The organism is Microcystis viridis FACHB-1342 (assembly GCF_014698335.1).
Classification (GTDB): domain Bacteria; phylum Cyanobacteriota; class Cyanobacteriia; order Cyanobacteriales; family Microcystaceae; genus Microcystis; species Microcystis ichthyoblabe_A.
This window is the reverse complement of the sequence record NZ_JACJSV010000048.1, coordinates 1-25,884: the sequence shown is the minus strand read 5'-3', so window position 1 is coordinate 25,884 and position 25,884 is coordinate 1. Positions and strand designations below refer to the sequence as shown.

Below are 25,884 nucleotides of genomic sequence, written 5' to 3'. Positions count from 1 at the left end.
AAACTTTGGTTAAATTATGATGGAGATTCAGAACATTTTCTTCTGACAAAAAATTAATAAACTTCAACATCTTGTTGTCCTAAATTCGGTTCTTATTTATGAAAATATAGCTGTCATACGTCATATTGGCGTAAATTTATTGTCCCAAGAAAAGACTGCCAGGGTAGGCATTGAGAACAAGCGACTTACTGCTGGTTGGAATAATCACTATCTGGAAACTGTTCTTGGTTGTCTTAATATTTCTACGAACTAAATGTTATTAAACTTTGGACAAAATAAAACCTAATTGGCGTAAAAGTTACACCAATTAAAATCCTACTTTTTTTGTTACTATCAGTTGCTGTTGGAAAAATCAGTTCGTTGGCTTATAGTTTATAATACCAGCTTTGTTTTTTGATTTTGCTTTGTTTGATAACGAATCAGATGACAATGGTGCGGAATCAATATTGGTTATGGCAAAACGCTCCTAAGAACCGCTATTTTTCAGCTTTTTTACGCGCTGAGAAAGAGGAGATATTGTCTCCAATTAGATTTGCGTAAAAGGGCTCTTCTAGAGTAGCTATGATATTTTAGCAGAAAATAGTCCACACAAGCTTTGCCAAGTAAGGCTCACCAGAATTAAAAAAAGCAATTTTAATAAAAAAGCTTTTTGCTTTGTTCGATCCTAGTCTATTTAAGGGTTTAGGCTCATTGAAACTACTAATTTGCCATAACCAGTCTAGGAGAACCCGTAAATTTTACGCAAATCTTTTTTTCTTTGTCCAAAGTCCAAAAATGTTAAGAATTGTGTGCGACTGCCCTGAAATCGCTATAATCATCCCAGCAGAGGCGATAGTAATCCCTCGATCATCCACTGGTTAACGATCGCTAATAATTAGACAAACTTGGTTTTCTCAAGCGGTTTCGAGACAGCGAACCCCTGAGTTTCCCGGTCGACCATGGACGGTGAGCTTGTCGAATCCGTCGATTGAGCCGCCACATTTCCACAAGCTCAATGACCACTAGCCTTTTTTCGGAGTCGATCGAACCATGTTGCAAGGATGGATTCAAATCGCGCTCACGATCCTGATAATCGTGGCAATCAGCCCCTTTTTCGGGCGCTATATGGCGAGGGTTTTCATGGAACGGAGAACCCTACTCGACCCACTGTGCGATCGAGTCGAGAGTCTTCTTTACAGCTTCGTCGGGGTGAAAGGGAAAGAGAATATGACCGGCTGGCAGTACCTCCGCGCCGTTCTCTACAGTAACGCGGTGATGGCAATTCTGGTTTTTTCCCTGATTGCGGGCCAAGAAGTCCTTCCCCTCAACCCGACGGCGATCCCCGCTCCCACTTGGGACACCACGCTACATACGACGATTTCCTTTATCACCAACACCAACCAACAGCATTATTCCGGAGAAACCACCCTCAGCTACGCGAGTCAGATCTGGGGACTCGGCTACCAGATGTTCACCTCGGCCGGAACCGGTCTAGCGGTGGGGATCGCCTTTATTCGGGGACTGACGGGGCGACCGTTGGGCAATTTCTACGTGGATCTGATCCGAGCGATCACCCGTATCCTCTTACCGATCTCGATCGTGGGGGCAATTGCCCTGATCATCGCCGGAGTTCCGGAAACCCTCGCTGGCCCAGCGATCTTGCCGACGCTAGAAAACCCCAACCTGAGTCAGGCGATCGCCCGCGGTCCGGTGGCCCACTTCGAGATTATTAAGGAATTGGGAGAAAACGGCGGGGGATTTTTCGCCAGCAACTCGGCCCACCCCTTAGAAAATCCGAACGGATTCACGAATCTCGTGCAGTTAGTGGCGATTTTATCGATTCCGTCCTCCCTGATCTATACCTACGGGGTTTTCGCCGATAATCTCAAGCAAGCTCGATTAATCTATCTAATTCCCCTCGGTATATTCATCGGCTTTACGATCATCACAGCGATCGGGGAATATAACGGCAACCAGGCGATTAACTCGCTGCTAGGGGTCGATCGAGCGGTTAACTTTGAGGGCAAAGAAGTACGCTTCGGTTGGGCGCAATCGGCCTTGTACGCGGTAACTACCACGGCCACCATGTGCGGTGCGGTGATCGCCATGCACGATTCCTTGATGCCGAACGGCGGCTTCGCCACCCTCTCGAATCTTTTCCTGCAAATCGTTTTCGGAGGCCAGGGAACTGGCACCGCCTACCTGTTTGCCTATCTAATCCTCGCAGTATTCGTCACCGGGCTAATGGTGGGAAGAACCCCGGAATTCCTCGGGCGCAAAATTGAGAAACGGGAAGTGGTGTTAGCGAGTTTTTTAATTCTGCTGGTTCACCCGATCGCCATCCTTATCCCCGGAGCGATCGCCCTTGCTATCCCTGATTTTCAAGGCATCAGTAACCCCGGCTTTCACGGATTATCTCAAGTTATCTACGAGTACGCTTCCGCCGCCGCCAATAACGGATCGGGCTTCGAGGGACTAGGAGATTCCCAGCCCGCACCACTTGCGATCGCGGCTGGGGCGAAACCGACGATGACCGCTCTCTGGTGGAATCTGAGCGCCTGCTTCAGTTTACTCGCCGGACGGTATATTCCGATCGCCGCCCTGCTCTTGTTAGCCGATGGGATGTCCCGCAAACAACCAGTTGCCGCCACCACCGGAACCCTCCACACCGATACCGGACTCTTTACCGGCGTGACGGCGGGGGTGATTTTAATTCTCGGTGCGCTCACTTTCTTGCCGATATTGGCCTTGGGTCCGATCGCGGAAGCCTTTCAAATCACCCGGATGATCGGCTAGGAGTTTAGACAGGGTTTGCGGCAAAAAGTTTTTCCGGGGGGTAGGGTGTGGGGTGTGGGGTGTGGGGTGTGGGGTTTTACCAGTTTTGAGGTGGCCAATTACCTAATTTTCAGGGAAAAAGTGCCTAAATTTCCCCCCGATCACTCCCATATCCAGTACTTTTTGATTGACAAAAGGTCTAAAAGTCTTACCCAACAAGGTTTTTAGATTTATTCAACCAGCCCTAGATAATTTATGAGAACGAACAGAGGAAATTCTAAGTCCCCCCGCCCGTTGCGAGTGCCGAGAGGTCGCCGGGACGACCGCCGCCATACCCCCAAGGTAAACCGGACCGGTCTCTATCAAAGCGCGATCCAGCAGTCCTTCCTCAAACTCGACCCGCGCATCGCCGTGCGTAACCCTGTCCTATTCGTGGTCTGGTTGGGAACAATCGTCACGGCCCTGGTGACGATCGACCCGCATCTATTCGGCACGATCGCTGGGGAGAGGGGACAACAACGGCTACTTAACGGCATCATCACCCTGATCCTCTTCTTGACGGTGCTGTTTGCCAACTTCGCCGAGGCGATCGCAGAGGGACGGGGAAAAGCCCAGGCCGATGCCCTACGCTCCACCCGCAGCGACACGATCGCCAGAAAAATCCTGGCCGACGGCTCGATCGAGTCGGTCAGTTCCACGGCCTTGCATCGGGGTGATCGGGTAAAACTGCTGGCCGGGGACGTGATTCCCGCCGACGGGGAAGTGATCGAGGGAATCGGTTCGGTGGATGAATCGGCGATCACCGGAGAATCGGCCCCCGTCCTCAAACAACCCGGCACTGACATCGCCAGTTCCGTCACCGGTGGTACGCGGCTTCTCTCGGACGAGTTGACAGTGCGGATCACCCAAGATCCCGGCCGGGGTTTTATCGATCGCATGATCTCCCTGGTGGAAGGGGCCGAGCGCACGAAAACCCCCAACGAGATCGCCCTGACGGTACTTCTGGCCGTGTTAACCCAGGTCTTTTTAATTGTCGTGGCCACGATTCCCTCGATCGGGAACTATATCGCTGGTTTTCTGGAAACGAGCCTCGGGCCGGCGGTTGCGGATACCTTTCGGGCCGGCTCCAGTATCGCCATCTTGATCTCCCTCCTCGTCGCCCTCATTCCCACGACGATCGGCGGTTTATTGAGTGCGATCGGTATCGCCGGCATGGATCGTGTGGCTCAGTTTAATGTCATCGCCACCTCTGGACGCGCGGTGGAAGCCTGCGGCGACGTAAATACCCTCCTTCTCGACAAAACGGGAACAATCACCCTCGGCAACCGGCTAGCTGACGAATTTATCCCCGTCAACGGTCATAACCTCGAGGAATTAGCCCGCGTCTGTCTAGCGGCCAGCCTTTTCGACGAAACCCCGGAAGGACGCTCGATCGTTGCTTTAGCCCGGAATTTGGGCGCAAACCTCGATATCGATGGCCAACCCGGCGAGGCAATCCCATTCTCCGCTCGTACCCGCATGAGCGGCACCGATAGGGACGGGGAGGAATACCGTAAGGGAGCCGTAGACGCGATTAAAGGTTTCGTCCGTTCCCGCGGTGGTTCCGTTCCCGATACCCTCGATGAGGCACAGGAAAGGGTTTCCCGTTTGGGGGGGACTCCCCTCGCCGTCTGTCGGGGTAACGATATCTACGGGGTGATCTATCTCAAGGACATCGTGAAGCCGGGATTAAAAGAGCGTTTCGACCAATTACGGCGCATGGGTGTGAGAACGATCATGCTCACCGGCGACAACCAGATCACGGCCTCGGTGATTGCGGCGGAGGCGGGGGTGGATGATTTTATCGCCGAGGCCACCCCAGAAGATAAGATCGAGGTGATCCGTCGCGAGCAAGCCAAGGGCAAGTTAGTTGCTATGACGGGAGACGGTACCAACGACGCACCCGCACTGGCCCAGGCTAATGTCGGTGTGGCGATGAACTCCGGAACCCAAGCGGCGAAGGAGGCGGCCAATATGGTGGACCTCGATTCCGACCCGACCAAGCTGATCGATTTAGTGACCATCGGCAAACAGTTATTAATTACCCGCGGCGCCCTGACCACGTTTTCGGTAGCTAACGATATCGCGAAGTATTTCGCCATTATCCCGACGATTTTCGCCGCTGCCGGGATCGGTGCTTTAAATATCATGGGTTTGAAAAGCGCTCAATCGGCGATCGTCTCAGCCCTGATCTACAATGCCCTGATTATCCCCGTTTTGATTCCCCTAGCACTTAAAGGCGTTCAATTTCGCCCGCTCACGGCTGACCAACTATTGCGGCGCAATATCCTCATCTACGGCGTGGGAGGCATGATTGCGCCGTTTATTGCTATTAAGATTATTGATGAGATAATTTCAGCGATCGGGTTGAGGTAATGGCAAAATCGGCAATATTTAAGCCTAGTTTATTCGGATTGAAGCACTCGAATCGGGATTTTACCCAAAAAGAAACCTGGGGTAAAAATCAATTTAACTCCTCATTTCCAGCTTCTTTGTGCGCTTACTTAGATGGGAAAGGACTGAAAAATGTATATCTGAAACTCGATAAAAATTTAAAAATTCAACTGGCGGAGTTAAGTACAAAAGAGTTATACGGTCTAGCTCCCGATTCCGATAATTTATTTTATGCTTTCGAGAGTCAATTTAGAGGAGGGAGCAAAATGATCACAATCGATTTATTCGCTGGTTGTGGTGGTTTATCTTTAGGTTTCCAGAAAGCGGGGTTTACTATTGTGGCCGCATTTGATAATTGGATACCTGCTATAGATGTCTATAGAAATAACTTTAGTCATCCGATATTTAATGTCGATTTATCTAGAGAATGTAGCCAAGAAATATTGGCTCAATATAATCCTGAGATTATTGTCGGCAGCCCTCCTTGTCAAGACTTTTCCAGTGCTGGGAAGAGAGACGAGGGTTTAGGACGAGCGAATCTAACGCTCACATTCGCTGAAATTGTAACTAGAGTAAGTCCCCAATGGTTTGTTATGGAAAATGTGGATAGAATTGAGAAAAGTAAAATACTCATTCAAGCAAAACAAATTTTTAAAAGCCATGGTTATGGTTTAACTGAAAAAGTTATTAATTCTTGTTACTGCGGAGTTCCTCAAACTAGAAAAAGATATTTTCTGATCGGTAAAATGAAGGAAGAAGATGATTTTTTAATCGATGAAATTAATGAAAATCTATCAAGTCAACCTCTGACTGTATTTGACTATATGGGCAAAGAATTAGATATAGAATACTATTATAGACATCCTAGAAGCTATCAAAGAAGGGCGATATTCAGTATTTATGAACCTAGCCCTACTATTCGAGGAGTAAATCGACCAGTTCCCAAAACCTATCGACAACATCCCGGGGATGCTTGTCATCTTAAGGAAAAATTAAGACCGCTAACAACGAGGGAGCGAAGCTATATTCAAACTTTTCCTAAAGACTTTATTTTTGCTGGAACAAAATCTAATCTAGAACAAATGATTGGCAATGCTGTTCCTATTAATTTGGCTAGATATGTGGGCCAATGTATTCTTAACTATGAATTGAAAAAGGAGAACAAGACAACCTATCGACAACTACAGCTAAGTAAGTGGTTATAATTAAATTGAAAATAGATTTTGTCTTTGATCCCCCCTTAATCCCCCCTTGATAAGGGGGGTGTCGATCCCCCCTTAATCCCCCCTTGATAAGGGGGGTGTCTGATAATTTTTGACAACTACAGCTATTTTCTTGATTTACTGGCAAAAACAAATCGCCCAAAAACTCTAATTCTTATGAAAGTATCCCTTAGAAAATACCGATTTTTTTGGTATATTTTCTTAAATTTCTGTCTAACAATTCTTTTCTCCTCCATCGTTCAAGCTTCTACGGGAAGCACTATCGATAGGTGGCAAGCTTCTGCGTTAACCCTTTTAGGATTAGTCGCTTTTGCTTTATTTATCTATCTATTCCTTGTCATCTTTATACCGGAGAGGTTTTAATCATGAGTTTTGCACGCGAGGCCGGTAGAGCCATCCGTTCTACCCTAGTTCTCTGGGTGATCACTGCGCTGATCTATCCTTTCTCGATGATCGCCATCGGTCAAATTCTTTTTCCCTGGCAAGCGAACGGGAGTTTAATTACCAATAATCAAGGTCAAGTGGTGGGTTCGGCTCTAATTGGGCAACCTTTCACCAGTGATCGCTATTTTAATAGTCGTCCGAGTACCACCGACTACAGTACGGCCGATCCGAAAAACGATCCTAACAAGATCTTGCAAACCGGAATTTCGGGAGCGAGTAACCTAGCTCCCAGTAACCCTGTATTGATCGATCGCATTAAAGGAAAACCCGATCCTGATCCGGCGAAAGCTATAGAGGGGGAGATTCCCCGATTAGAGAAAGCGGGAATCAAACCCACCGCAGCTCTGGTATATACCTCCGGTTCCAGTCTCGATCCCCATATCACCCCAGAGGCCGCCAGAGCGCAGATCGAGCGGGTGGCGCAGGTGCGGGGATTACCGACGAATCAAGTGGAGATACTGATTATCAAAAACACCGACGAGCGCTTTCTCGGCATCTTCGGCGAACCGGGGGTTAACGTGCTGAAACTGAATCTGGCTCTAGATGCGATCGCAAATTCCCGCGCAAATTCCCGATAGGGTTTCTGATACTAAATCCTATTTAAAAGGTATAGGGAAGTGGCAAGTGGAAAGAGAGAGTTTGCCTTTAAAAACCCCAACTTAGTGGATTTACAAACATGGGATGCAGCCGCTAAAAAACTAACTGGGAGAGGATGGTTTAGCTGATCTTACCTTGATATTCACATTGAAAACCTTGATCGCGCCAAGCTTCTAAATCAACGGAATTTAAGGGAATGACTTGCCAACAGGGGGGAGAGATTAATTGTCCGACAAAAGCCCAAATTATACTTCTAGTCACATCTAAACCAGTTTTTAGCTTTGATTCGTGATTACCAGGGATACCAATTTCTCGGACTGCATCGATTTCTACTGCTATACCGTGGGATTGCAAGTGAATTTCTGCTAACCATTTAGCGCGGGGTAAATGAGTAGGAGAAGTGACAACTTTTACTTTATGTACTCCCCATTGTTTTAAAATTGGCACGGCAAAGAAAAAATTGCCGAAGGTAGAATTAGCACACTTTTCTAACCAGACGTTAGTTTTTGGTGCTTTTGCCCGTTCAAATAGTAATAAAATACAGGGATCTTTCGAGCCTTGGGAAATTAAAATCGGTATATTGGGGTATTGCTTGGCCAGATTGGCCACATAAATTTCCCGACGAATGCTGCCCCCCAAAACTAAGATGGCATCAACGGGTTTTTGTTGATTAATTGGCCAGCGGATGGCTAAATTAATCGCTAAATTAAGTATAATAAACCCAAAAACTGCGACCAGAGTTAGTTTTAACCATTTTTGCCAATTTCGGTGTTTACGAGCAACATTTTTCGGTTTTTTCGCCATTGACTTAGAGATGGTGTAACAATTGTGCTTTGATAATTTTTTCTGTGGGGTTGAGTTTGACTAATTGTGAACCTGTCCCGTCTTTACCCGTGACTGCCACAGTTTCCACCTCTAAGGGTAGTTTTCGATTCTGATTGGTACTTAATAACACTATACTCCCCGCCCGCGCCGCTACCATGGCCGCTAAACTATCCTGTTTGTTGACGAATTGTAAAGCGGGTGAACCAAGATCGCCTAATTGTGATAGGCGTAAATTCTCGATCGCCAGTCTTTTTCCGTAACCTAATCCCGAAATCAGCAGCAGATTTTCCCGATGGGGGAGAGAAACACAGCCAGCTAGATGTTCCCCGTAGCGCAATCGCAAAATTGCTAAACCCTGGGCAGATTTACCCATAATTGGCAATAATTCCTCGCGCACAGGATAACGCAACACCCGACCACTACTGGTGGCGATCGCTAAGTCTAGGCCTTCGTGAGTAAAAATAGCACCATATAGGCGATCATCTTCTTTCAATTTCATCAGGGACAAACCCCGACTACCAACCCCCTCCAATTCATTAATGGGAAGCCGCTTTATTCGCCCCTGTTGACTCAGTAAAAGCAATTCTTGATTTTTTTGAGGTTCCGTCAAGAAAAATTGATTTAACACGGCTTCTGACTCTTTTTGGGCGGTTTTGGTCAGCAGACTGGAGATTAACACCGGTTGATTCGCTTGCGGGGGGACTTCCCGGATAGCAATCGGGTAAGCTTTAGCATTATCGAGGATAACTAGAAAATTTTCCCGTTTTTCGATCGCCTGTTGATAGATAATTAAACCCCGGTCCGGCGCTCGCTCTTCCGGTGTCGTCCAACTAATTTTATCTTCTGCATCAAGCAATAAAATCGCATTTTCTGGGGGTTCTTGGGGCGTAAATAGGCTTAAACTCGGTGCATTCTCACTCTCAGGCTTTTTCTTAACTTTATTCTCCTGTTTTTTAACTTCTGACTTCAAAGAGGGTGTGGGGTGTGGGGTGTGGGGTGTAGGTAAGGAAACCTCTTTCGTCTGTGGGGGTGAAAATTTTTTCATCGGGACTGTCTCCTGTTTTTTCACCACAGAATCCTGTTTCTTCCCTTCTGTCTCCTGTCTCCTGTCCCCCGACTTGCCGGTGCGAATTTTTGTCCGTCTGCTATCGGCGAATTTTTTCTTTAAAGAGCGCAATTCTTTTTTCAGAGACTTGAGAAACTCCTGACGGTTATGGAGGAGGGTTTCCAATTGTTGAATTTTTGTTTGTAATTCCGTCGCTTCCGTCTCTAACTTTTGTCTTTCCAAACCGGTTAAACGACGCAGAGGCATAGCTAAGATAGAATCAGCTTGAGGGTCACTAATGCCCAATTCTGCCTGAAAACGATACTTAGCCGTCGTCCCATCGGGGGCATTTTTGAGAATATCCACCACTCGATCGATATTCTGCAAAGCTAATAATAAACCCTCGACTAAGTGTAAGCGATCGCTGGCCTGTTGCAACTCATCGCCATACTGACGGGTGAGAGTTGTTTCTCGAAAGTGCAAGAATTCCTGTAAAACTTGTTTTAAAGACAACTGCCGGGGTTGATTATCAACCAAAGCCAGGATAATCGCCCCAAAATTAGTCTGCAGCGCCGTTTGTTGGTATAAAGCGGCCAAAACCTGCTGCGGTTGACTTTCCCGCTTTAATTCAATCACCACCCGAATGCCTTCGCGATTGCTTTCATCGCGGATATCGGCAATTCCCTCCAATTTCCCTAAATTAACTAATTCGGCGATTTTTTCAATCCATGCCGCCTTATTCACCTGAAAAGGCAACTCAGTAACCACAATTGCCGTCCTTTCCCTTCGGCGCTTGCCCTCAATGATAATTGTTTCAGTTTTCGCCACTCCGCGCACGGGAATAATCCCCCTACCGGTGCGATAGGCCTCGCGAATGCCGGTATCATCTAAAATCTCGCCTCCCGTGGGAAAATCGGGACCGGGGATAATTTCTACTAACTTTTCCTCGCTTAAATCGGGATTATCGATCAAAGCGATTAAACCTTCCACCACTTCCCCTAAATTATGGGGAGGGATATTAGTCGCCATCCCTACCGCAATACCCGAACAACCATTAAGAATTAGTATCGGTAACTGAGCGGGTAAAACAACGGGTTCCTGTTGAGAATTATCAAAATTACTGCTAAAATTAACGATAGCATCGCTAATTCCCCCTAAAACCGCCTGATCACCGATGCCGGCCAAACGGGTTTCTGTGTAACGCATGGCCGCCGGGGGGTCGTTATCGATCGAACCAAAGTTACCATGGCCCGATAAAAGTGGGTAACGACTGGAAAAATCCTGTACCATACGAACCAGTGCCTCGTACACTGACTGATCGCCGTGGGGATGATATTTACCCAAGACATCCCCCACCACCCGCGCACATTTGCGAAAAGGGCGATCGGGGGTTAAACCGAGTTCGTGCATAGCGTATAATATGCGACGATGGACTGGTTTTAATCCATCGCGTACATCCGGCAAGGCTCGCCCCACGATCACACTCATGGCATATTCTAGATAGGAGCGTTCCATCTCTTGGTGTAAGGCCGTGGGTATAATTTGACCAGTAGCTAAGAAATCCAGTTGTTTGGCCATGAGTCTCTCGTTTTTAATCTGTCTAGCTGTGAATCATAGGGCATTTTGCCCGTTTTAACCTTGTTTATCCCTGAGCTTCCCTATGACAACTGTTTTGATTGTAGAAGACGACCCGATAAATTTTCGCGTTTTTGCCAAAATTTTGACTAAACGAGGTGGTCTAGAGGTCAAAGGGACTGAAGACGTGGAAGAAGTGCTTCGTATTGCTCGGGACAAGAAAGCGGACGTGATCTTAATGGATGTCTCCCTCTCCCATAGTGTCTATGAAGGGAAAGCGGTAGATGGCATTAAAATCAGCCAAATTCTCAAAGCTAACCCCGAAACCGCCGATTTACCCGTTATTCTCGTCACTGCTCACGCTATGGAGGGCGATCGAGAGAATTTTCTCAAGCAGAGTCAGGCCGATGGTTATATTTCTAAACCAGTGGTTGATCACCAAGCTTTTGTTGAGCAAATCTTGGCGATCATCGATCAGAAGCCGGTCTAAGCTTTGAGTCTTCTTTTGTTAGTATATCAGTATTGATATAGACCAGCTGCTTTCAGTTTACCCCTAACAGCTATCTCCCTGATCCTCAACTCTGCCATAGATGGCGTAGGGTCGATCGAGCGACCAGGCCCACATCTGATCCCCTAGGGAAAAATGCCACCATTCCCCCTTATGTCGGCTAAATCCCGCCTCCTTCATCACTTTAGCCAATAAAACTCGTTTTTGATGATAGCTCTGTTCTTGCGGGCTTTTTGCGGCGATATAATAATCGGGATGCGATCGCTCTCCGATCTCATCGATTTCTCCACCCATGTCGATGGCTTGTCCCTTCTCATCCACTAGGGTAATATCGATCGCCGCTCCGGTACTATGGGGTGGCGGGGTGGCGGCATTATCACTGGGAACCGCCCAAATAGTGTAAACTTCTGTTAAAATCGCTTGACTTTCTGCCTCCGATAGTTTCTCTTTGGCTAACCCTCTTGTGTCTAGGAGAGTCTGAAAACTATAATCGACCATAAATTGTTGCACTTCGATCGGTCGATAGGCATCAAAAATCAAAATTTGCCAACCGGGTTGATAGACTTGCAGACGGTTTTGAGCATCAATCAGGGGATTTAACACCCCTTGTCGCAAAAAATAGGGAGATTTACCGCGATAATTAGCTCCTAATTTCTCGTAAGCATGGGGAGAAGGGATAACAAACTTATCTGCGGGTATAGGTACTAGGGGTTCCCCACATTCACGAATAGGAATTTTTTGGTAGGGTTTCATCTCGTCATCGGGAAATGGTAATTTTATTGATGGTCAACTCGATCGCCAGTTTACATAGGGTTTGCGGCAAAAAGTTTTTCGTGGGGGTAGGGTGTAGGGTGTGGGGTGTGGGGTGTGGGGTGTGGGGTTTTACCCATTTTCAGGTGGTCAATTACCTAATTTTCAGGGAAAAAGTCCAGGGATTTTCCCCCCAATCACTCCAATGGTCGGCACTTTTTGAGGGAAAAAAAGTCTAAAAACCTTATCCAACAAGGTTGTTAGATTTATTCAGCAAACCCTACATAAACCCGTTATTCCTCCTCCTCATCGGTTGTAGGGAATTTCATACTGGCCCAAGTTAACTGTTTTTGTGGGTCTTTTTCCGGTTCACTAAAACTCTCCTTGAGTTGTTCTTTCACCTGAGCAATATTGCCACTTTGAGCGGCATTCTTTAGATCATAGACATAACGAGCATTTTCGATCGCTTCCTCTTTACTACGAGAACTAGACTCAAAGCATTTTTCTAGGTCTTTGTAAATACCCTTGCGAGAGATTTTTAGAAAATATTGACGTTCTGTATCGATAAGTTTAGCCAATAATTCTAGGTGCATGGAATCCTCGGCACAGATATCCGCGAGGATATCCCATTCTTCACTCCCCAAAAGATTATTATCCGCTCCCGGTCGCGGATCTTGAAAAGTTTCTCCAGTCACTTGTTTATAAATCTTCGGTAATTGGTCATCAAATTCGTGCTTTTCTTCCCTCCAAATCCGGCGAATTTCGCTGAGTTCCTCCGTGGTAATTAGGGTAATATCTTTCATATCCTCTGGAGCATTAGTACGCACGCTCTCCTGAGCCTCTAATACCCTTCTCAGCCAATATTCCCGCCATTTTTTAGTATAAGGTCCCGGTATGGGTTCGATCGATATTTCTCCATTTAAGTTTCTTTCAAATAATTGTACTTTCCCAACAAGACGACGAAAATCACGTCTCTCTCTATCATCCAAAAGGTCTAATTCATTTCTGAGTTCTACGAGTGGTTGTAACCATTCCTTTTCTTGGTCATTCTGAACCATCATACTCAGAGATGTATCTTTATCTACCAAAGTACAAACCCAACAACCAAAACGGGAACTTCCACAGCTAGGAGTGGAAGTATCTACCACTAAGGGACATTCATTATCCGCAGTTGCTCCTCGATACATTGCTAATAATTCTTTGTTGTCTCCTCCCCAGGGATTTTCCCACTGCATTAAGTACATCCATACTTCATCAGTACGCCAATCTTCGATCGGACTATAAACGAGAGAATTCGGCATATTTGCATTAGGACTCAAACGCTCACGAAGTCTTTTAGCTTCTAATTTTTCCATCACCTTAGCACGACGAGAGCTTTCTGTTTTGCGGATTCCCAAAACTAATATTGTTTCCCCACAATTTCTGATGACTTCACGAATAAAGTTATTAGAAGCGTTAATTTTCAGTCTTCCAGTACACCAACGAAATTTCAAACGGGGAGCAGGATAACCCTTACCTATTAATCCACTCCAAAAGCGATCTTCTACAGCAGGATAGAGTAAATGTGATTTAAATGGCATTCTATGAGCTTCTGAAGCTTTTTCCAGCTTTTCCATCGACTTTCTAACCCATGCAGAGACAATGGGGTTTTCAACCATTGTGTCGGTGGTGATCACATGAATAGTTTTTTGTCGCTTCTCTAATGGTAAATCAGCGATCGCATTCCAGATTAACTGTAAAACTGCTGAACTATCTTTTCCCCAAGAAACACCAATAATCCAAGGAATCTCATCTAAACAGTAGAGCTTTTGTACTTCTTGAGTCAGTAGTTTAATATCTTCCACGAACTCATCAATAGTACGATTTGGTAGTAGAGAGGTTTGGATTGCGGTCATTACATATATGCTTTTAAAGTTCTCCTCTCTATACTGTATGTCTAATTAGTAAAACCTATCAATAGTCACACAAAAAGAGAGATAAAGCAAAACTGCTCGATCTCTGCTTGTGATTTCAGAAGGTATATAAGACTGAATTGCTCTAAATCTACTCGAAACTAGATTAAAACTATCCCAGTTTTCTCTTGTACAGCATCTCTGGCGATTTTAAACGCTTTATCGACTGCTGTTGTCTGTGTAACTATCTTTTTAGCACCAGCATCATCAATCACGATACTATTTAGCCATAAAGCTGAGTCACGGGTATAATCCAAACCCGCAAGTGCTTTAATTAGAGCTTCTCGCTGTAAATCAGTGAATTCTTGTCCAAAAAAGATTAAATGTCCAATTCGACTAAGTACCTGAAACCCAACGGTATTAAAATCCACACGCTGTTGTCTGAGATCGTACAAGTTGAGATTGACCGTTTGAGATGCAGGTTGTAGCAAAAGTCGCCAAGTATCATTGTTTTTGGCGAATTCTGTGTAAAAAATATTTAATCTCTCTAACATCAGGAAAAATTCACTCTTACTTTGACGAGAATGAGATTCTATAACTGGTTTTCGAGATGAACCAAAAAGAAATTCAGCGACACCGATTCTTAACTGACTCATAGTAAACATATATTTGGTGTCTTTTCCGATAGTACGAGAGATTTTATCAATCCGTCCATTGAAAATGACTAAATCTTTAGTAATTGTCCGAGTCAACTTAGCAAGAGGATCGGTAACGTCGAAAGCAGCCAATAAAGCGGGAGGTATGGGTTTATTTTTGGCACAATCGGCAAAATCTTGATGAATTTGATCCATATCTGCTTCTTGAACTACCAGCACAGTTACGCTGTCGTTACGCAAGTCAGGTTTTTCAGGTAAAACTTTTTCGATCGCTTTTAACCGATGTTGACCATCAGTAACATAAAGTTCTACATCTATTGGCATAACAGCATAACCGAATTTGACTGGACCTGCACCATAGGTAAAAACTTTGATCGGTGTATTCGAGTTAAAGATGAATGGGGGCAAAATATACTGGTCCGTATCTAGCAAATACTTTGCAATCTCGTTAACGTGCTGGGGAATAAGTGGTCTGTTCATGACTTCGTCCGCGTTAGACTTATTCTTTTTAGCTTCAGCACTCTGTAATTTTGCCAATTCAATCAGCAGACTACAAGGTAGAGAAAAAACTAGATGAGTTCTTCCCCCCTGTTCGTAAACATGACAAATAAAAACTCTCGCTCCTGATGTGGCCGAATCAGCGAAAGCTAAAGTCTGCGCTTCATCTTGTCTTTGACAGTGTACGATGTCAGCAGTGGAACGGTAGCCGTCGTCATTGACAGCCGATGTGATCTGAGTCATAATTAACCTTGAAAAAATGTCCAAAAACAATTAAGTACATACAAACGTCCGAGAAGTCCTACTGCAATAGGTACTTATCGGAATTTTTGTTTATGCACTGAATCTAGTTTAAAGAAAGCTTTTAGGCTTGTCAATGGCCCATATAAAGTTAAAATACCGTTTTTGCAGTCAAGATATGGACTGATTTTGGTTTTTGCAGTCGAAAAGTAGATTGATAGGTAAAATTCAGTAGGGTATAGGTAAGATACTCAAAATAGCAATCACAAAAAGGTAGAATATATGTACTTAAAAGCGGGCTTGTGGGGGAGTAGTTAACCTAAATTAGGGCTGGCTGAATATCAGTGAAAGCCTTACCAGAAAAGGGTTTTGTTACTTTTTCAGCCAGAAAAGTGCCAGAAACAAACGTTGAGAAATCGATCGGAGGGACTCAAAACCCTGGCACTTTTATGAGCGAACGCCAGATAAAATTGAGAAACTAAGGGATGAAACTACCATTTTGCCAACTGTGTGGCTCCTAGATTCTCTCTGGGGAACTATACAGCAAACCCTAATTAAGTTTTCTTGATCGAGAAGAATATCACGATACTGGCCGGCAAGTTCTACATTGCCTGAGCGTAATGGATACACCAAAACTTCCGTCAGCGTCAACGTAGAGGTAACAGCTAACTCTTTTGATAAGCGAAGTTGCTCGTCTGGGGTGAGATTCTCAACTTGCCGGCGAACATCTTGATAGGTAGTCATGCTCTTTACTCCCTGTTTCTTCCATTAATCATGTCATATTGCCCACAGATCACGGCTCCAAAAAGTAAGGTAAAATGCCTCCATATTTGTCTATATCCGATCGCACTCCCGTCCGTCGCTGTGCCTAGAGGTTTTTAGCTTATAATCATTCAAATCGATCGCTGCAGCGGTAGGACTCGCATCAGGGAACGAATCTTACTAAATCGGCGATCATACTATTCCCAAGTTAGAGTTATACCTTCTAGGTTACATACTCTCTGGATAGTTTCCAGTTTACTCTCAGTCAATTTCCCAAATAGGTGAACTCTCATTTTATGCTTGGGATAATACTGTCCATAACTCTTGATTTGCCCGATCGCTGATTTCCAGCCTTTTGTATTTTTAACTTCAATTATTTCCGTATTAGTTAAGACATCTATTCTACCTACCTTATCAATGTAAACCTCGGTTTTTCCTCCTAATTCTCTAGCCAGTTTGTCCCGATACCAAGCCTCTGTCCCCTTTACAGGAGTATTTATCTCCGGCTCAATAACTATGCCATTAACCTGATTAATAAAGTCCCGAATTGCTCCTCTTACTAATTTTTGAGCAGCATTGGGGGACTGTCTTTTCCGTTTAGCCATTACTTACTCAGTGAATAATTTAGAGATCCCATACCCAGCCAAACCAATTACTGCTCCTACTGCCGCTACGGGAGCCATCGTCACTGCAACTGCCGTCCCTCCTACTGCTAATCCCATACCTCCAACTAATGCTGATATACCGGCTCCAGCACCCGCACCAATTGCCGCTGCTCCAATTGCCGTTGCGTCTTGTTCTTCTATTGCTTTTTTGGTTCCGTAAACTGCTGTGCCGACAACTGCTCCTGCTGCTGCTACTGGAGCCATACCGACTCCTAGAGCAGTTCCTCCCACAGCCAGTCCCATACCGCCAACTACTGCCGATGCACTAGCTCCAATGGCTGTACCCACTCCCACTGAAATCATTGCTTCTTGAACTTCTTCTGGCTTATTTTTGTCCGTCATTATTTTTTGCCTCATTAGCTTTGGGTAATTATGAAACTCTAGCATAAGACAGACAAGCCGTGAACCATAACAAGCCAGGCGTTAAGGCGCATAAGTGCCAGTCGGGTGCATACGGTTGTTAGCTGGCTTCCGGTATTGCCAGCCACTGATTGTCTGAGATTTGCAAGGTTTTGAAACAACAGCGAAACGCTTTGCCTATCGGGCTGCAGGCATACACTCCGATTTCGCAATCGTCGGCTATCTTGTGTAAGTGTGTGATCCGCATTTGCAGCCAAGCCTGCCCATCATAAGAATTCTCTAGCAGAAAATCGCTCCCCCGTTTACTGATGCGATACCACATTTCGCGGTATCGTGAAGAAATGTCTTGCGTTGCCCAATCAGAATATCCCAAATTGGTCACCACAGAACCAAGCCGACTAGCTTGTTCGCTTTCATATTCCGTGGAAACTTTTATCCAATTCTGACTGTCAATCCGCACCATTAGGCCACATTGATCATATTTTTCCCGAGGCTGAAATTCTACTTGGGTCATTAGGGAAAAATCGCCAACTTGTCGCATCAATAAGCAATGCCCATCGTCTCTTTGAAAACCATAGTGTGTGTTTTGCCAAAAATCAGTTTTTTCATCTGTAGAAATTTCCAAGCCATTACCCAAACGATAATGCGTCGGCTCGTTGAGCCAGTAAAAATCATCTGACAATGCTGGCTGTAAAAAGTTTTCACTAAGTCGCATAATATCGCTCCTAATCAGATACATCGTGATATTACGAGGCCAGCTAACCATTGATTATACAGAAACTTTCCGAATAACCAGAGTAAGGATATGGGGAAACTTTCGGCATATCACCCCGTTTTGTGGATTTCTGACAATCAGCTGAGATACAAAGAACTTTTCAGCGACCATATCACTAATTCTTCAATCTGACTGCACTTCGTAACAAAAATTTACAATTATTCGACGGCACTCGCACTCCCGTCCGTCGCTGTGCCTAGACGTTTTTAGATTATTATCATTTGCTTGAATCAATGTTTAAGGAACACACCCTACCAGATCTGCACTGAGTTCCGTTGTTGCCTTGTTAGGATTAGGAGGATTAGGGTTAGTCTCTAGCCTGACCAAGCGAAAATAGAAATAGTAGGGTGAGCATTGCCCACCTTACCGCTTTTTCGGTCATAATAAATCCGAATTAGGGCGAACTGTAGTAGAATAGAAATCGAACCTCTTAAGCAGGGTTTATAAGGATGTCCAGACGAGACGATCTACATTTATCATTACGTCATACTTTAGAAAAAGAAGGTTGGAAAATCACTGATGATCCTTTAATTCTAACCTTAGAAAAAACCTTGCTTAAAGCTGATTTAGGAGCAGAAAAGTTTTTTGCTGCGGAAAAAGAAGATCGTAAAATTGCCGTAGAAATCAAAGACTTTGATACGCCTTCAGTTATCAGTGAATTAGAAAAAACAATAGGACAACTTCAATTATACCAATGGGCTTTAGATTCACAAGAACCTGAAAGAAAACTTTTTTTGGGCATTAGTCAAGCGGTTTATTTAAAACACTTCAAAAAAGCTATTTTCCAACTGGTTATTAAACGTAATAGAATCAATTTAATTATTTATAATCCTCAAAAGGAGATAATTGTCGAATGGATAACACAGTAAATTATGCTGATATTCTAACTCAAGTTATCAGAAAAGAATCGGCAATGCAACCTCGATTACAAACCCTTAAAATTACCCCAGTTTGTGATCCAGAATCAGGCAACTTTTTAATAATTATGACTGGTTGGGAAAAAGAAGCATGGATTAATACAATTTTATTTCACGCTCGTTTATTGAAAAATAAAATTGTCATTGAAGATGATAATCTTGAAGAAGGATTAACAACCACTTTAATTCAAGCTGGGATTCCCCCAGAAGATATTATTACTGGACTTTCCCTAGAGTAAGGCAGGCATTACCCACCTTAGCGATATCGCAATGAATGTTAGGAAAAATTATCTAAATGCTTCAATTCGATCTAAATAGACATTAACTAATTTATGTTCAATAACCAAAGCTTCAACTTCTGGCCAAATAGGAGCTAAAAACTGATGAAATTCTCGTTTTCGTATATTGCCAAAACGGAGATGTACTACTTTAGGTGAAAAAAAAATTAAGCATTAGTCTATCAGAAAAGTCTGCATCTTTCGTAACAATAACCAGTTTTTTATCCTTTGCATATTGCCAAATTTCCGTATCCCTTGGACTTCTCCCTAAAAATGATCGGTAAAGATGGAGTGAAGAGGATTTTAGCTGGTAAATTTTCATCAAAGAAAAAACCATTCATGCAATTTTTCTGACTTCATAGTGATTCGCCATCAATCTTGCTGCAAATTGCCTACAGGCATAAATATCTTCTCGATTCAGAGAAGGATATTCTTCAATTACTTCTTCAATAGAATCCCCTGCTCCCAAAAATTCCATAACTGTTTGCACCGGAATTCGGGTTCCAGCGATAACAGGTCTTCCATTACAAATATCTGGATGGATATGGATACGACTTTCCATTAAGGTTTTGTTACCTCTTTGATGACCTTAAGTAAACTTATTATACCCTTTCATGGTAATAGGTGAGGATGTTGGGGTTCCTGAAAATCGATCGCTGCAGCGGTAGGACTCGCATTAGGGAACGCACCCTACCATATCTGCACTTCGTAACAAAAATTTACAACCCCATCATAAGCTATCGCACTCTCGTCCGTCGCTGTGCCTAGACGTTTTTAGATTATTATCATTTACTTTAATCAATGTTTAAGGAACGCACGCTACCAGATTGGTGTACTGTTACAGAGCATCCAAAACCAAAACTTTTAAATCTGGGACAGCAGCTAAACGGGCATCATTGGTCAAGAAAAACATAGCACCTTCTCCCATAGCAGTGGCAATCTGGATTGCGTCTGGAGTTCGCAAGTTTTGTCTTGCTCTTAACTGGGCGGCAACTTCGGCAATCTCAACAGAAATAGGTACTGTAATTAAGTTTTCTTGATCAAGAAGAATATCACGATACTGGCAGGCAAGTTCTACATTGCCTGAGCGTAATGGATGCACCAAAACTTCCGTCAGCGTCAACGTAGAGGTAACAACTTGAAACTCGCCTCGACTTAGCGCCCCAAAAAAGGCACGAACAAGCCCTAAATATACCTGATTTTGCTCGATCAGGTAAATGAGTGGCGCGGTATCCAAACCCACAACTTGACCTTGTAGTTGCATTAGCCATTCCATGAGGCTCGTTCCTGATTAACGTACTCTTGAGCATCAAGTCCATTCCAGATTTCTTTTCCTAGTCCTTCTAGTTCCATAATGCTATGCTTGGGCTTAACAAGCATAGGGCGACGAACCATTACAGCTAACTCTTTTAACAAGCGAAGTTGCTCGTCTGGGGTGAGATTCTCAACTTGCCGGCGAACATCTTGATAGGTAGTCATGCTCTTTACTCGCTGTTTCTACTATTAATCATGTCATATTGCCCACAGATCACGGCTCCAAAAAGTAAGGTAAAATGCCTCCATATTTGTCTATATCTGATCGCACTCCCGTCCGTCCCTGTGCCTAGACGTTTTTAGCTTATTATCATTTACTTGAATCAATGACTATGGTGCGTTCCCCAAAATCGATCGCTGCAGCAGTAGGACTCGCATTAAGGAACGCACTTTACCATATCTACCATAGCGGCGATCGCTGGTAGTTATAGCCAAGGAAACCTCCAAGAAAAATATGCAATCAGCACCCAAATGACTACAAAAAGAATTGAAATAAACTGAGGAAACCAAAGTGCTCTCAAATGAATAGGGTCATCTTTAGGAGCATTTGAACGCCATCGAGGAATAAGAACAGGGTCTAATTTTGAATTCTCACTAACTAATTTTAAACGTAATTTCCCCCACATATCAATAGTTTTTGTAGCACCCTGAATCATAAAATAAGACAAAAAAGATACAATAATTGCTAGGCTCGGTAGCAAAAGATTAGAAAACCAGTTTGGTCCTTTGCTATTGCTGTAAGTAATAGCATATACAGTAAGTAAAAAAGATTGGCAAGTAATATACCAAGTTACACGACCCATTAATAAGCTATGTTCATGTTGAATTTCACTACGAAAATATTGAAACAATTCCCATGTTTTATTGGCGGATTCAGAGGTTTCTTTTAGGTACTCCAAACCTTCTCTGATATTTAACTCTTGAGAAGTAACTTCTGACTTGAATAATTTCCGAAAGTTTTTTAGTATTTTTATTAGCAATTTCATGAAATCACCCTTTGGTTAATTTTACTCTGGAGACTATATAAGTCTATGAACTCCGATTTTTGAGCGTAAAGATGGCAAGCTAACTATTAACTATAAAGAAAATTTGCCAACAACAATCCTTAGAGTAAGAATATATGGAAACTTTCGACATATCACCCCATTTTGTGGATTTCTGACAATCAGCCGAGATACAAAGAACTTTTCAGCGACCATAGCACAAATTATAATTCTTGAGGTAACTGAGCAGACTAACTAAAAGTTGCCATGGCGGAGCAAATTCTTTCTCTACTCCTGTACTTAATTGTCATTTTAACGGCTTTTTGGTTTATTAGCCCCCAAAAAAAGCCCCGTAGTCATCCCGCCTATCATCTTGCCTGTTTACTAGAAGATGCTCCTGAAAGCTCTTTAAAGGGTCAATTTTATCCCCTGGCTACTCCCTTGGCTACCCCGATCGCCTGTACTGTTCCCCAGGTGTGGCGCAGTGTATATAGGCAGTCTCTGGCAAAACCGGATGTTAACTATTGGCAATGGCGCGGTATGCCCGAAAATGAGCAGTTTTGTCGGGAATTACGGGAATTATTGCGATTAAATCCAGCTAGAGGTTACGCTAAGGAAATTCTCGAAAGTCTCGCCTTGGGTCAAGATCCTTTTTATCATCTTTACTGGGATCTAAAAGCGATCGCTAATGGTAACTTTAACACTATTGGCACTAATAAACTAGCTGAGGGCAGATTCGCCAGGCGAGATTTGCGAACTCATCAGCAGATGCGGAGGGATTTTCGTCAATGGCATTTACAAGCTTGTGAACAGTTGGGAAAAGAGCGGGTTAAAGCGGTTTATCGGGTGTGTTATGGGGCAGATTGGTCATTAATCGCCCAAATTCTCTATCCTTCGCCCCGTTCCTTGGCCGTGATGATTATAGAGTCCGCTAATCCCGTTTGGTGGCGAGTTTTGGGGATTACTCCTTTTACCACGACTAGCCGGATTGAGAACAATTATAAAACTCTCTTGTGTTATTGGCATCCCGATCGCAATTCCCATCCCAATGCTACAGAAATCACTGCCCATCTTAATCGCGCCTACGATTGTTATCAAGGTTTTCAGGAGATGAGTAGTCAAGATAATGCACCTTTGTGGACGAAAATCCGTCGCTGGATTCCTTAGACTTGACTCTAGTTTTTCCCTTGACTTTTTCCTTAACGAAAGAATGTTAGTCTAGGAACAATTTATGACCACGCTTGCACTCTCAGGGTAATGAATCTAGTGCTTTTAAACAATCGCTACCAAATTGTTAGCACCCTTGCTAGGGGGGGATTTGGGGAAACTTATATCGCTATCGATACGAATATGCCTTCTCAACGGCGCTGTGTGATTAAAAAATTGCAGCCGGCTATTCAAAGTGAGGAGATGCCAGAATGGTTAAAAGAACGTTTTCAGAAAGAAGCAAGCGTTTTAGAGGAATTGGGAGAGCAAAATCGCCAAATACCCCGTTTATACGGTTATTTTGCCCAAGATAATCACTTCTATCTGGTGCAGGAGTGGATTGAAGGGGAGACACTAACCCAAAAACAGCAACGACAGGGAAATTTATCTTCCTCAGCAGTGCGGACGATTTTAGAGAATTTACTGCCTGTTCTTGATTTTATTCACAGTCGCCGCATTATTCACCGGGATGTGAAACCCGATAATATTATCTTAAGAAATAGTGATAATTTGCCCGTTTTAATCGATTTTGGGGTAATGAAAGAGGCAGTGGCCACCTTACTCGATCCTACGGGAAAAAGTGCCTATTCGATCGCCCTTGGCACCCCCGGTTATATGGCTTCGGAACAGGCTGCCGGGAGACCGGTCTTTTCTAGTGACCTTTACAGCCTAGGCTTAACGGCGATTTTTTTATTAACGGGAAAAACTCCCCAATATCTAGAAACTGACTCGCGCACGGGGGAAATTCTCTGGCGACAGGAGGCAGAAAATGTTAATCCTAATTTAGCTATGGTAATCGATCGAGCGATCCGTTTTCATCCCCGGGATCGGTTTGCTACTGCCAGGGAAATGTTAGCAGCTTTGGCAGAAATATCCCCGGATTTGTCCACCCAACCAACTATCGCGGTTTCTCCCCATAGTCCCCGATTAAAGTCCTCTACACCCCAAAAACCAACCGTCTCCCCCACTGTGGTTATTCAACCCAATTCCGGGGAAAAAAAGAATCCTTGGCTGCGGATTTTGCTGATTTTTGCGGTGACAATTGGAGCTTTTGCCCTGGGATATCGGGGATTTATGGCTCTTTTACCCAAAAATGAGGAAATCAAACCATCACCAACCCTCGAACCTTCTCCTACTCCTGAAATCATTCCTCCTCCCTCCCAAGATTTTCCCCCTATCCGACGACCTTCTCGTCAACGGACTCCCATTTATTCCCCAACTCCTACCCCATCCCCGACTCCTACCCCAGAGGTGATTCCTAGTCCAGAAGTGACTCCAGAATTAACTCCTAGTCCCACCCCAGAAGAAGTAATTCCTATTCCTGTTCCTCTTCCTGAAACAGATCCGAGTCCTCAAGTTTCTCCCCTTCCTTCCCCTTCCCCTTCTCCTTCCCCTTCTCCTTCCCCTTCTCCTGTTCCAGAGGTGATTAATCCCCCGGTTAATGAGGATAAAATTGAACCGATTGCTCCTCCTGTTTTATCACCTTCTCCTCCTGAAGAAAATAGTAATTAGGGTTTGCTGAATAAATCTAAAAACCTTGTTGGGTAAGACTTTTAGACTTTTTGTCAATCAAAAAGTACCATATCTGGGAGTGATCGGGGGTAAAATTCCTGGACTTTTTCCCTGAAAATTAGGTAATTGACCCCCTCAAAATCGGTAAAACCCTACACCCCACACCCCACACCCCACGAAAAACTTTTTCAGCAGCCCGTAATTAATAGACTGCTTGCAGAAGTCTGGCAAGGGGAAGATGATAATTTTTTCTTAAACCTTTCCCCTTTTGCCTACAATGAAAGAGAGCTACTGTTTAGGCTTAATTCTTCTGATTCTATCTGCTCTGCCAGTTGACGCAGTAGATCAAAAATGCTAGTTAGGGTTTCCTCTAGTAATTTAGCCATATTCAATTATTTCTATCATCTGGCTGGTGCGAGGTAATCCTGTTTAATTTAGTTTGCGATCGAGTTGAGGATCAGTCAAGAGAGAAGGCAAAGGCGAATCCGACACACTGCGCCACAATCCCTCACGGAAAAGGATAGTTCGTCTGAGAAGCAGTAAAACAGGGGAAAACACCTGAGAATCCTTGCTCTGTGAATCGCTAAGCTAGGGAGAGGAATGTAAAGATTTATTAAATTGTAGCTTTTGACACAGTTGTTTTTTTGGGATGTGTATCCTTCTGTTGTCTGCCTTTGACGTTGGGTGGGGGTGTTGCTTGACCTAGCTGCGAGGTGAGCGATCGCCTAACATTTTGGGAAATTTACCAAATTCTTTGAACGGGGTAAAGGTCAAATATCTCATCAATGCTCAGAATAGGCATAATTTCGGTTATTGATTGGGATATTAAAAGTCGATCAAAGGGGTCTTTATGATAGTGGATAAGGGTTGCTAGTGTCCAGATATGTGCTAGATCAATAGAAAGTATTTCTAGATTATTAATGGTTATTTGATTTTTAATTAATTCCTGTAAAGATGGGTTAAGTTGTAATTTTCCCAGTTGCAGTTTTATTTGCATTTCCCAGACACTAGCAACGATTAAAAACAAGCGATTATTTCGATCAAATAACAAATCTTGCCCGGTTAGTGATAGTTTTTATGAGTTAATTGACCACCAAATAAAGCTATGGGCATCTAATAAAAGTTGCATGGGTTAAGTTGGCGGCAAGAGTTCATCGGTTAGGGGTTCGTTAAAGTCATCGCTGATCCAGCCTTGACCTTGATATAATCCTGCAATTCTACCTGTTTGGGTTATTTGGGTTTGATGGTGTTGATTGACTATAGATTCCAAAAAATCGAGAATTTCTTGTTGTTGTTGGACAGGTAATGTCTGAAGGGTTTGCAATAAAGGAGAATTGGTATCTAGGTCAGCATCGTTCATAACGATTTGATTTGAGGATTTTGGGTGGATACCTCAAGGATAGCATGGGTTTTCAGCGATGAGGGGACAAGTTATGGATAGTGCGATCGCACTACTGTTGACATAATTTTGTAAAAATGACCAACTTACCCCTGTTACTCTAGCAATTACTCGTAAGGAAATTCGTTCGAGTAAGAGTTTATCAATTAATTGTTTGGTTTCGTCAGAGACAGTTTTATTAGTGGGATTGATCACAAACTGACGACCACATTCTTTACATTGACGTTTGGGTTTTCCATTATGAATAGAACCATTCTTGATAGTATGGTGAGA

Annotated in this window: 26 protein-coding genes and 2 pseudogenes; 11 read left to right on the top strand and 17 right to left on the bottom strand. The window is 43.9% G+C overall.

Going from position 1 to position 25,884, the window contains the following annotated elements:
- The first annotated feature begins 1,029 nt into the window (after positions 1-1,029).
- The 6 genes and pseudogenes from kdpA to kdpC all read left to right on the top strand — a co-directional run bounded on the left by kdpA (position 1,030) and on the right by kdpC (position 7,432).
- On the top strand, positions 1,030-2,775 hold the full coding sequence (gene kdpA / locus H6G40_RS15595; protein WP_190537931.1) for a potassium-transporting ATPase subunit KdpA: 1,746 nt from the start codon (positions 1,030-1,032) through the stop codon (positions 2,773-2,775).
- A gap of 234 nt (positions 2,776-3,009) precedes the next feature.
- On the top strand, positions 3,010-5,169 hold the full coding sequence (gene kdpB, locus H6G40_RS15590) for a potassium-transporting ATPase subunit KdpB (RefSeq protein WP_190537929.1): 2,160 nt from the start codon (positions 3,010-3,012) through the stop codon (positions 5,167-5,169).
- Positions 5,169-5,447 (top strand): annotated as a pseudogene (locus tag H6G40_RS23365) (HindVP family restriction endonuclease); the annotation flags it as partial. The gene kdpB and the pseudogene H6G40_RS23365, both read left to right, overlap by 1 nt.
- Before the next feature lie 6 nt (positions 5,448-5,453).
- Complete coding sequence (locus H6G40_RS15585) at positions 5,454-6,392, top strand: DNA cytosine methyltransferase (protein WP_242028770.1); 939 nt, start codon at positions 5,454-5,456, stop codon at positions 6,390-6,392.
- A gap of 174 nt (positions 6,393-6,566) precedes the next feature.
- On the top strand, positions 6,567-6,773 hold the full coding sequence (locus tag H6G40_RS15580) for a potassium-transporting ATPase subunit F (protein WP_190537925.1): 207 nt from the start codon (positions 6,567-6,569) through the stop codon (positions 6,771-6,773).
- 2 nt (positions 6,774-6,775) lie between these two features.
- Entirely contained in the window at positions 6,776-7,432 is a 657-nt protein-coding gene (gene kdpC / locus H6G40_RS15575) for a K(+)-transporting ATPase subunit C (RefSeq protein WP_190537922.1), read from the top strand.
- Positions 7,433-7,571: 139 nt separating this feature from the next.
- On the opposite strand, the gene H6G40_RS15570 is transcribed toward kdpC, so the two are convergent.
- Positions 7,572-8,255, bottom strand: a complete 684-nt coding sequence (locus H6G40_RS15570) for a YdcF family protein (protein ID WP_002734010.1) — start codon at positions 8,253-8,255, stop codon at positions 7,572-7,574.
- Between the two features lie 4 nt (positions 8,256-8,259).
- Positions 8,260-10,899, bottom strand: coding sequence for a DNA gyrase/topoisomerase IV subunit A (locus H6G40_RS15565; protein WP_190537920.1), 2,640 nt, complete (start codon positions 10,897-10,899; stop codon positions 8,260-8,262).
- An 82-nt stretch (positions 10,900-10,981) separates the two neighbouring features.
- On the opposite strand from H6G40_RS15565, the gene H6G40_RS15560 reads away from it, so the two are divergent.
- Positions 10,982-11,386: a response regulator gene (locus H6G40_RS15560; RefSeq protein WP_002744345.1), complete on the top strand. Its 405-nt coding sequence runs from the start codon at positions 10,982-10,984 to the stop codon at positions 11,384-11,386.
- Positions 11,387-11,449: 63 nt separating this feature from the next.
- Here the strand turns inward: H6G40_RS15560 and H6G40_RS15555 are convergent, their stop codons facing one another.
- From H6G40_RS15555 to H6G40_RS15525, 7 genes are all read right to left on the bottom strand, one after another.
- Positions 11,450-12,157: a M15 family metallopeptidase gene (locus H6G40_RS15555; protein WP_190537918.1), complete on the bottom strand. Its 708-nt coding sequence runs from the start codon at positions 12,155-12,157 to the stop codon at positions 11,450-11,452.
- Between the two features lie 290 nt (positions 12,158-12,447).
- Complete coding sequence (gene dndC, locus H6G40_RS15550) at positions 12,448-14,049, bottom strand: DNA phosphorothioation system sulfurtransferase DndC (RefSeq protein ID WP_002734842.1); 1,602 nt, start codon at positions 14,047-14,049, stop codon at positions 12,448-12,450.
- A 158-nt stretch (positions 14,050-14,207) separates the two neighbouring features.
- Complete coding sequence (locus H6G40_RS15545; protein ID WP_069474514.1) at positions 14,208-15,443, bottom strand: DNA sulfur modification protein DndB; 1,236 nt, start codon at positions 15,441-15,443, stop codon at positions 14,208-14,210.
- Between the two features lie 444 nt (positions 15,444-15,887).
- Positions 15,888-16,184, bottom strand: coding sequence for a hypothetical protein (locus H6G40_RS15540; RefSeq protein WP_002774522.1), 297 nt, complete (start codon positions 16,182-16,184; stop codon positions 15,888-15,890).
- Between the two features lie 215 nt (positions 16,185-16,399).
- A complete protein-coding gene (locus tag H6G40_RS15535) occupies positions 16,400-16,807 on the bottom strand; it encodes a hypothetical protein (protein ID WP_002774524.1) in 408 nt (135 codons plus the stop codon).
- 3 nt (positions 16,808-16,810) lie between these two features.
- A complete protein-coding gene (locus H6G40_RS15530; protein ID WP_002746868.1) occupies positions 16,811-17,209 on the bottom strand; it encodes a hypothetical protein in 399 nt (132 codons plus the stop codon).
- Between the two features lie 118 nt (positions 17,210-17,327).
- Complete coding sequence (locus H6G40_RS15525; protein WP_069474515.1) at positions 17,328-17,942, bottom strand: DUF1349 domain-containing protein; 615 nt, start codon at positions 17,940-17,942, stop codon at positions 17,328-17,330.
- 509 nt (positions 17,943-18,451) lie between these two features.
- Between H6G40_RS15525 and H6G40_RS15520 the strand changes: the two genes are divergently transcribed.
- Entirely contained in the window at positions 18,452-18,871 is a 420-nt protein-coding gene (locus H6G40_RS15520) for a XisH family protein (protein WP_069474516.1), read from the top strand.
- Complete coding sequence (locus H6G40_RS15515; RefSeq protein WP_002734790.1) at positions 18,856-19,158, top strand: element excision factor XisI family protein; 303 nt, start codon at positions 18,856-18,858, stop codon at positions 19,156-19,158. The genes H6G40_RS15520 and H6G40_RS15515 overlap by 16 nt, the downstream gene beginning before the upstream one ends.
- Positions 19,159-19,348: 190 nt before the next feature.
- Here the strand turns inward: H6G40_RS15515 and H6G40_RS23360 are convergent, their stop codons facing one another.
- From H6G40_RS23360 to H6G40_RS15490, 5 genes are all read right to left on the bottom strand, one after another.
- Positions 19,349-19,519, bottom strand: coding sequence for a DUF5615 family PIN-like protein (locus H6G40_RS23360; RefSeq protein WP_242028769.1), 171 nt, complete (start codon positions 19,517-19,519; stop codon positions 19,349-19,351).
- Positions 19,520-19,534: 15 nt separating this feature from the next.
- The gene (locus tag H6G40_RS15505) at positions 19,535-19,759 is read right to left on the bottom strand and encodes a DUF433 domain-containing protein (RefSeq protein ID WP_069474517.1); all 225 of its coding nucleotides are present in this window, start codon (positions 19,757-19,759) and stop codon (positions 19,535-19,537) included.
- 276 nt (positions 19,760-20,035) lie between these two features.
- Complete coding sequence (locus tag H6G40_RS15500; protein WP_004161546.1) at positions 20,036-20,473, bottom strand: type II toxin-antitoxin system VapC family toxin; 438 nt, start codon at positions 20,471-20,473, stop codon at positions 20,036-20,038.
- Positions 20,461-20,676 (bottom strand): hypothetical protein, encoded by a 216-nt coding sequence (locus H6G40_RS15495; protein WP_002746864.1) that lies wholly within the window; start codon positions 20,674-20,676, stop codon positions 20,461-20,463. The genes H6G40_RS15500 and H6G40_RS15495 overlap by 13 nt, the downstream gene beginning before the upstream one ends.
- A 260-nt stretch (positions 20,677-20,936) precedes the next feature.
- Positions 20,937-21,497 (bottom strand): RipA family octameric membrane protein, encoded by a 561-nt coding sequence (locus tag H6G40_RS15490; RefSeq protein ID WP_069474518.1) that lies wholly within the window; start codon positions 21,495-21,497, stop codon positions 20,937-20,939.
- Positions 21,498-21,761: 264 nt separating this feature from the next.
- Here H6G40_RS15490 and H6G40_RS15485 point away from each other — a divergent pair, with 264 nt between their 5' ends.
- Both H6G40_RS15485 and H6G40_RS15480 read left to right on the top strand, forming a co-directional pair.
- On the top strand, positions 21,762-22,661 hold the full coding sequence (locus H6G40_RS15485) for a J domain-containing protein (RefSeq protein WP_069474519.1): 900 nt from the start codon (positions 21,762-21,764) through the stop codon (positions 22,659-22,661).
- Positions 22,662-22,751: 90 nt separating this feature from the next.
- Entirely contained in the window at positions 22,752-24,212 is a 1,461-nt protein-coding gene (locus H6G40_RS15480; protein ID WP_042790381.1) for a serine/threonine-protein kinase, read from the top strand.
- 742 nt (positions 24,213-24,954) lie between these two features.
- Here the strand turns inward: H6G40_RS15480 and H6G40_RS15475 are convergent.
- The 3 genes and pseudogenes from H6G40_RS15475 to H6G40_RS22895 form a co-directional block, all read right to left on the bottom strand.
- Entirely contained in the window at positions 24,955-25,263 is a 309-nt protein-coding gene (locus tag H6G40_RS15475; protein ID WP_002734782.1) for a type II toxin-antitoxin system VapC family toxin, read from the bottom strand.
- A gap of 81 nt (positions 25,264-25,344) precedes the next feature.
- Entirely contained in the window at positions 25,345-25,572 is a 228-nt protein-coding gene (locus H6G40_RS15470) for a DUF2281 domain-containing protein (RefSeq protein WP_002731731.1), read from the bottom strand.
- A 96-nt stretch (positions 25,573-25,668) separates the two neighbouring features.
- Positions 25,669-25,884 (bottom strand): annotated as a pseudogene (locus H6G40_RS22895) (IS1/IS1595 family N-terminal zinc-binding domain-containing protein); the annotation flags it as partial.

What these genes read in the sequence shown, in the direction of transcription:
- H6G40_RS15545 (WP_069474514.1), bottom strand. Translation starts at nt 15,443, where the DNA reads ATGACTCAGATCACATCGGCTGTCAATGACGACGGCTACCGTTCCACT.
- H6G40_RS15480 (WP_042790381.1), top strand. Translation starts at nt 22,752, where the DNA reads ATGAATCTAGTGCTTTTAAACAATCGCTACCAAATTGTTAGCACCCTT.
- H6G40_RS15560 (WP_002744345.1), top strand. Translation starts at nt 10,982, where the DNA reads ATGACAACTGTTTTGATTGTAGAAGACGACCCGATAAATTTTCGCGTT.
- H6G40_RS15490 (WP_069474518.1), bottom strand. Translation starts at nt 21,497, where the DNA reads ATGAAATTGCTAATAAAAATACTAAAAAACTTTCGGAAATTATTCAAG.
- H6G40_RS15485 (WP_069474519.1), top strand. Translation starts at nt 21,762, where the DNA reads ATGGCGGAGCAAATTCTTTCTCTACTCCTGTACTTAATTGTCATTTTA.
- H6G40_RS15585 (WP_242028770.1), top strand. Translation starts at nt 5,454, where the DNA reads ATGATCACAATCGATTTATTCGCTGGTTGTGGTGGTTTATCTTTAGGT.
- H6G40_RS15525 (WP_069474515.1), bottom strand. Translation starts at nt 17,942, where the DNA reads ATGCGACTTAGTGAAAACTTTTTACAGCCAGCATTGTCAGATGATTTT.
- H6G40_RS15505 (WP_069474517.1), bottom strand. Translation starts at nt 19,759, where the DNA reads ATGGAAAGTCGTATCCATATCCATCCAGATATTTGTAATGGAAGACCT.
- H6G40_RS15520 (WP_069474516.1), top strand. Translation starts at nt 18,452, where the DNA reads ATGTCCAGACGAGACGATCTACATTTATCATTACGTCATACTTTAGAA.
- H6G40_RS15530 (WP_002746868.1), bottom strand. Translation starts at nt 17,209, where the DNA reads ATGACGGACAAAAATAAGCCAGAAGAAGTTCAAGAAGCAATGATTTCA.
- kdpC (WP_190537922.1), top strand. Translation starts at nt 6,776, where the DNA reads ATGAGTTTTGCACGCGAGGCCGGTAGAGCCATCCGTTCTACCCTAGTT.
- H6G40_RS15565 (WP_190537920.1), bottom strand. Translation starts at nt 10,899, where the DNA reads ATGGCCAAACAACTGGATTTCTTAGCTACTGGTCAAATTATACCCACG.
- H6G40_RS15570 (WP_002734010.1), bottom strand. Translation starts at nt 8,255, where the DNA reads ATGGCGAAAAAACCGAAAAATGTTGCTCGTAAACACCGAAATTGGCAA.
- H6G40_RS15580 (WP_190537925.1), top strand. Translation starts at nt 6,567, where the DNA reads ATGAAAGTATCCCTTAGAAAATACCGATTTTTTTGGTATATTTTCTTA.
- H6G40_RS15500 (WP_004161546.1), bottom strand. Translation starts at nt 20,473, where the DNA reads ATGGAATGGCTAATGCAACTACAAGGTCAAGTTGTGGGTTTGGATACC.
- H6G40_RS15495 (WP_002746864.1), bottom strand. Translation starts at nt 20,676, where the DNA reads ATGACTACCTATCAAGATGTTCGCCGGCAAGTTGAGAATCTCACCCCA.
- H6G40_RS15470 (WP_002731731.1), bottom strand. Translation starts at nt 25,572, where the DNA reads ATGAACGATGCTGACCTAGATACCAATTCTCCTTTATTGCAAACCCTT.
- H6G40_RS15540 (WP_002774522.1), bottom strand. Translation starts at nt 16,184, where the DNA reads ATGACTACCTATCAAGATGTTCGCCGGCAAGTTGAGAATCTCACCCCA.
- H6G40_RS23360 (WP_242028769.1), bottom strand. Translation starts at nt 19,519, where the DNA reads ATGAAAATTTACCAGCTAAAATCCTCTTCACTCCATCTTTACCGATCA.
- kdpA (WP_190537931.1), top strand. Translation starts at nt 1,030, where the DNA reads ATGTTGCAAGGATGGATTCAAATCGCGCTCACGATCCTGATAATCGTG.
- dndC (WP_002734842.1), bottom strand. Translation starts at nt 14,049, where the DNA reads ATGACCGCAATCCAAACCTCTCTACTACCAAATCGTACTATTGATGAG.
- kdpB (WP_190537929.1), top strand. Translation starts at nt 3,010, where the DNA reads ATGAGAACGAACAGAGGAAATTCTAAGTCCCCCCGCCCGTTGCGAGTG.
- H6G40_RS15515 (WP_002734790.1), top strand. Translation starts at nt 18,856, where the DNA reads ATGGATAACACAGTAAATTATGCTGATATTCTAACTCAAGTTATCAGA.
- H6G40_RS15555 (WP_190537918.1), bottom strand. Translation starts at nt 12,157, where the DNA reads ATGAAACCCTACCAAAAAATTCCTATTCGTGAATGTGGGGAACCCCTA.
- H6G40_RS15535 (WP_002774524.1), bottom strand. Translation starts at nt 16,807, where the DNA reads ATGGCTAAACGGAAAAGACAGTCCCCCAATGCTGCTCAAAAATTAGTA.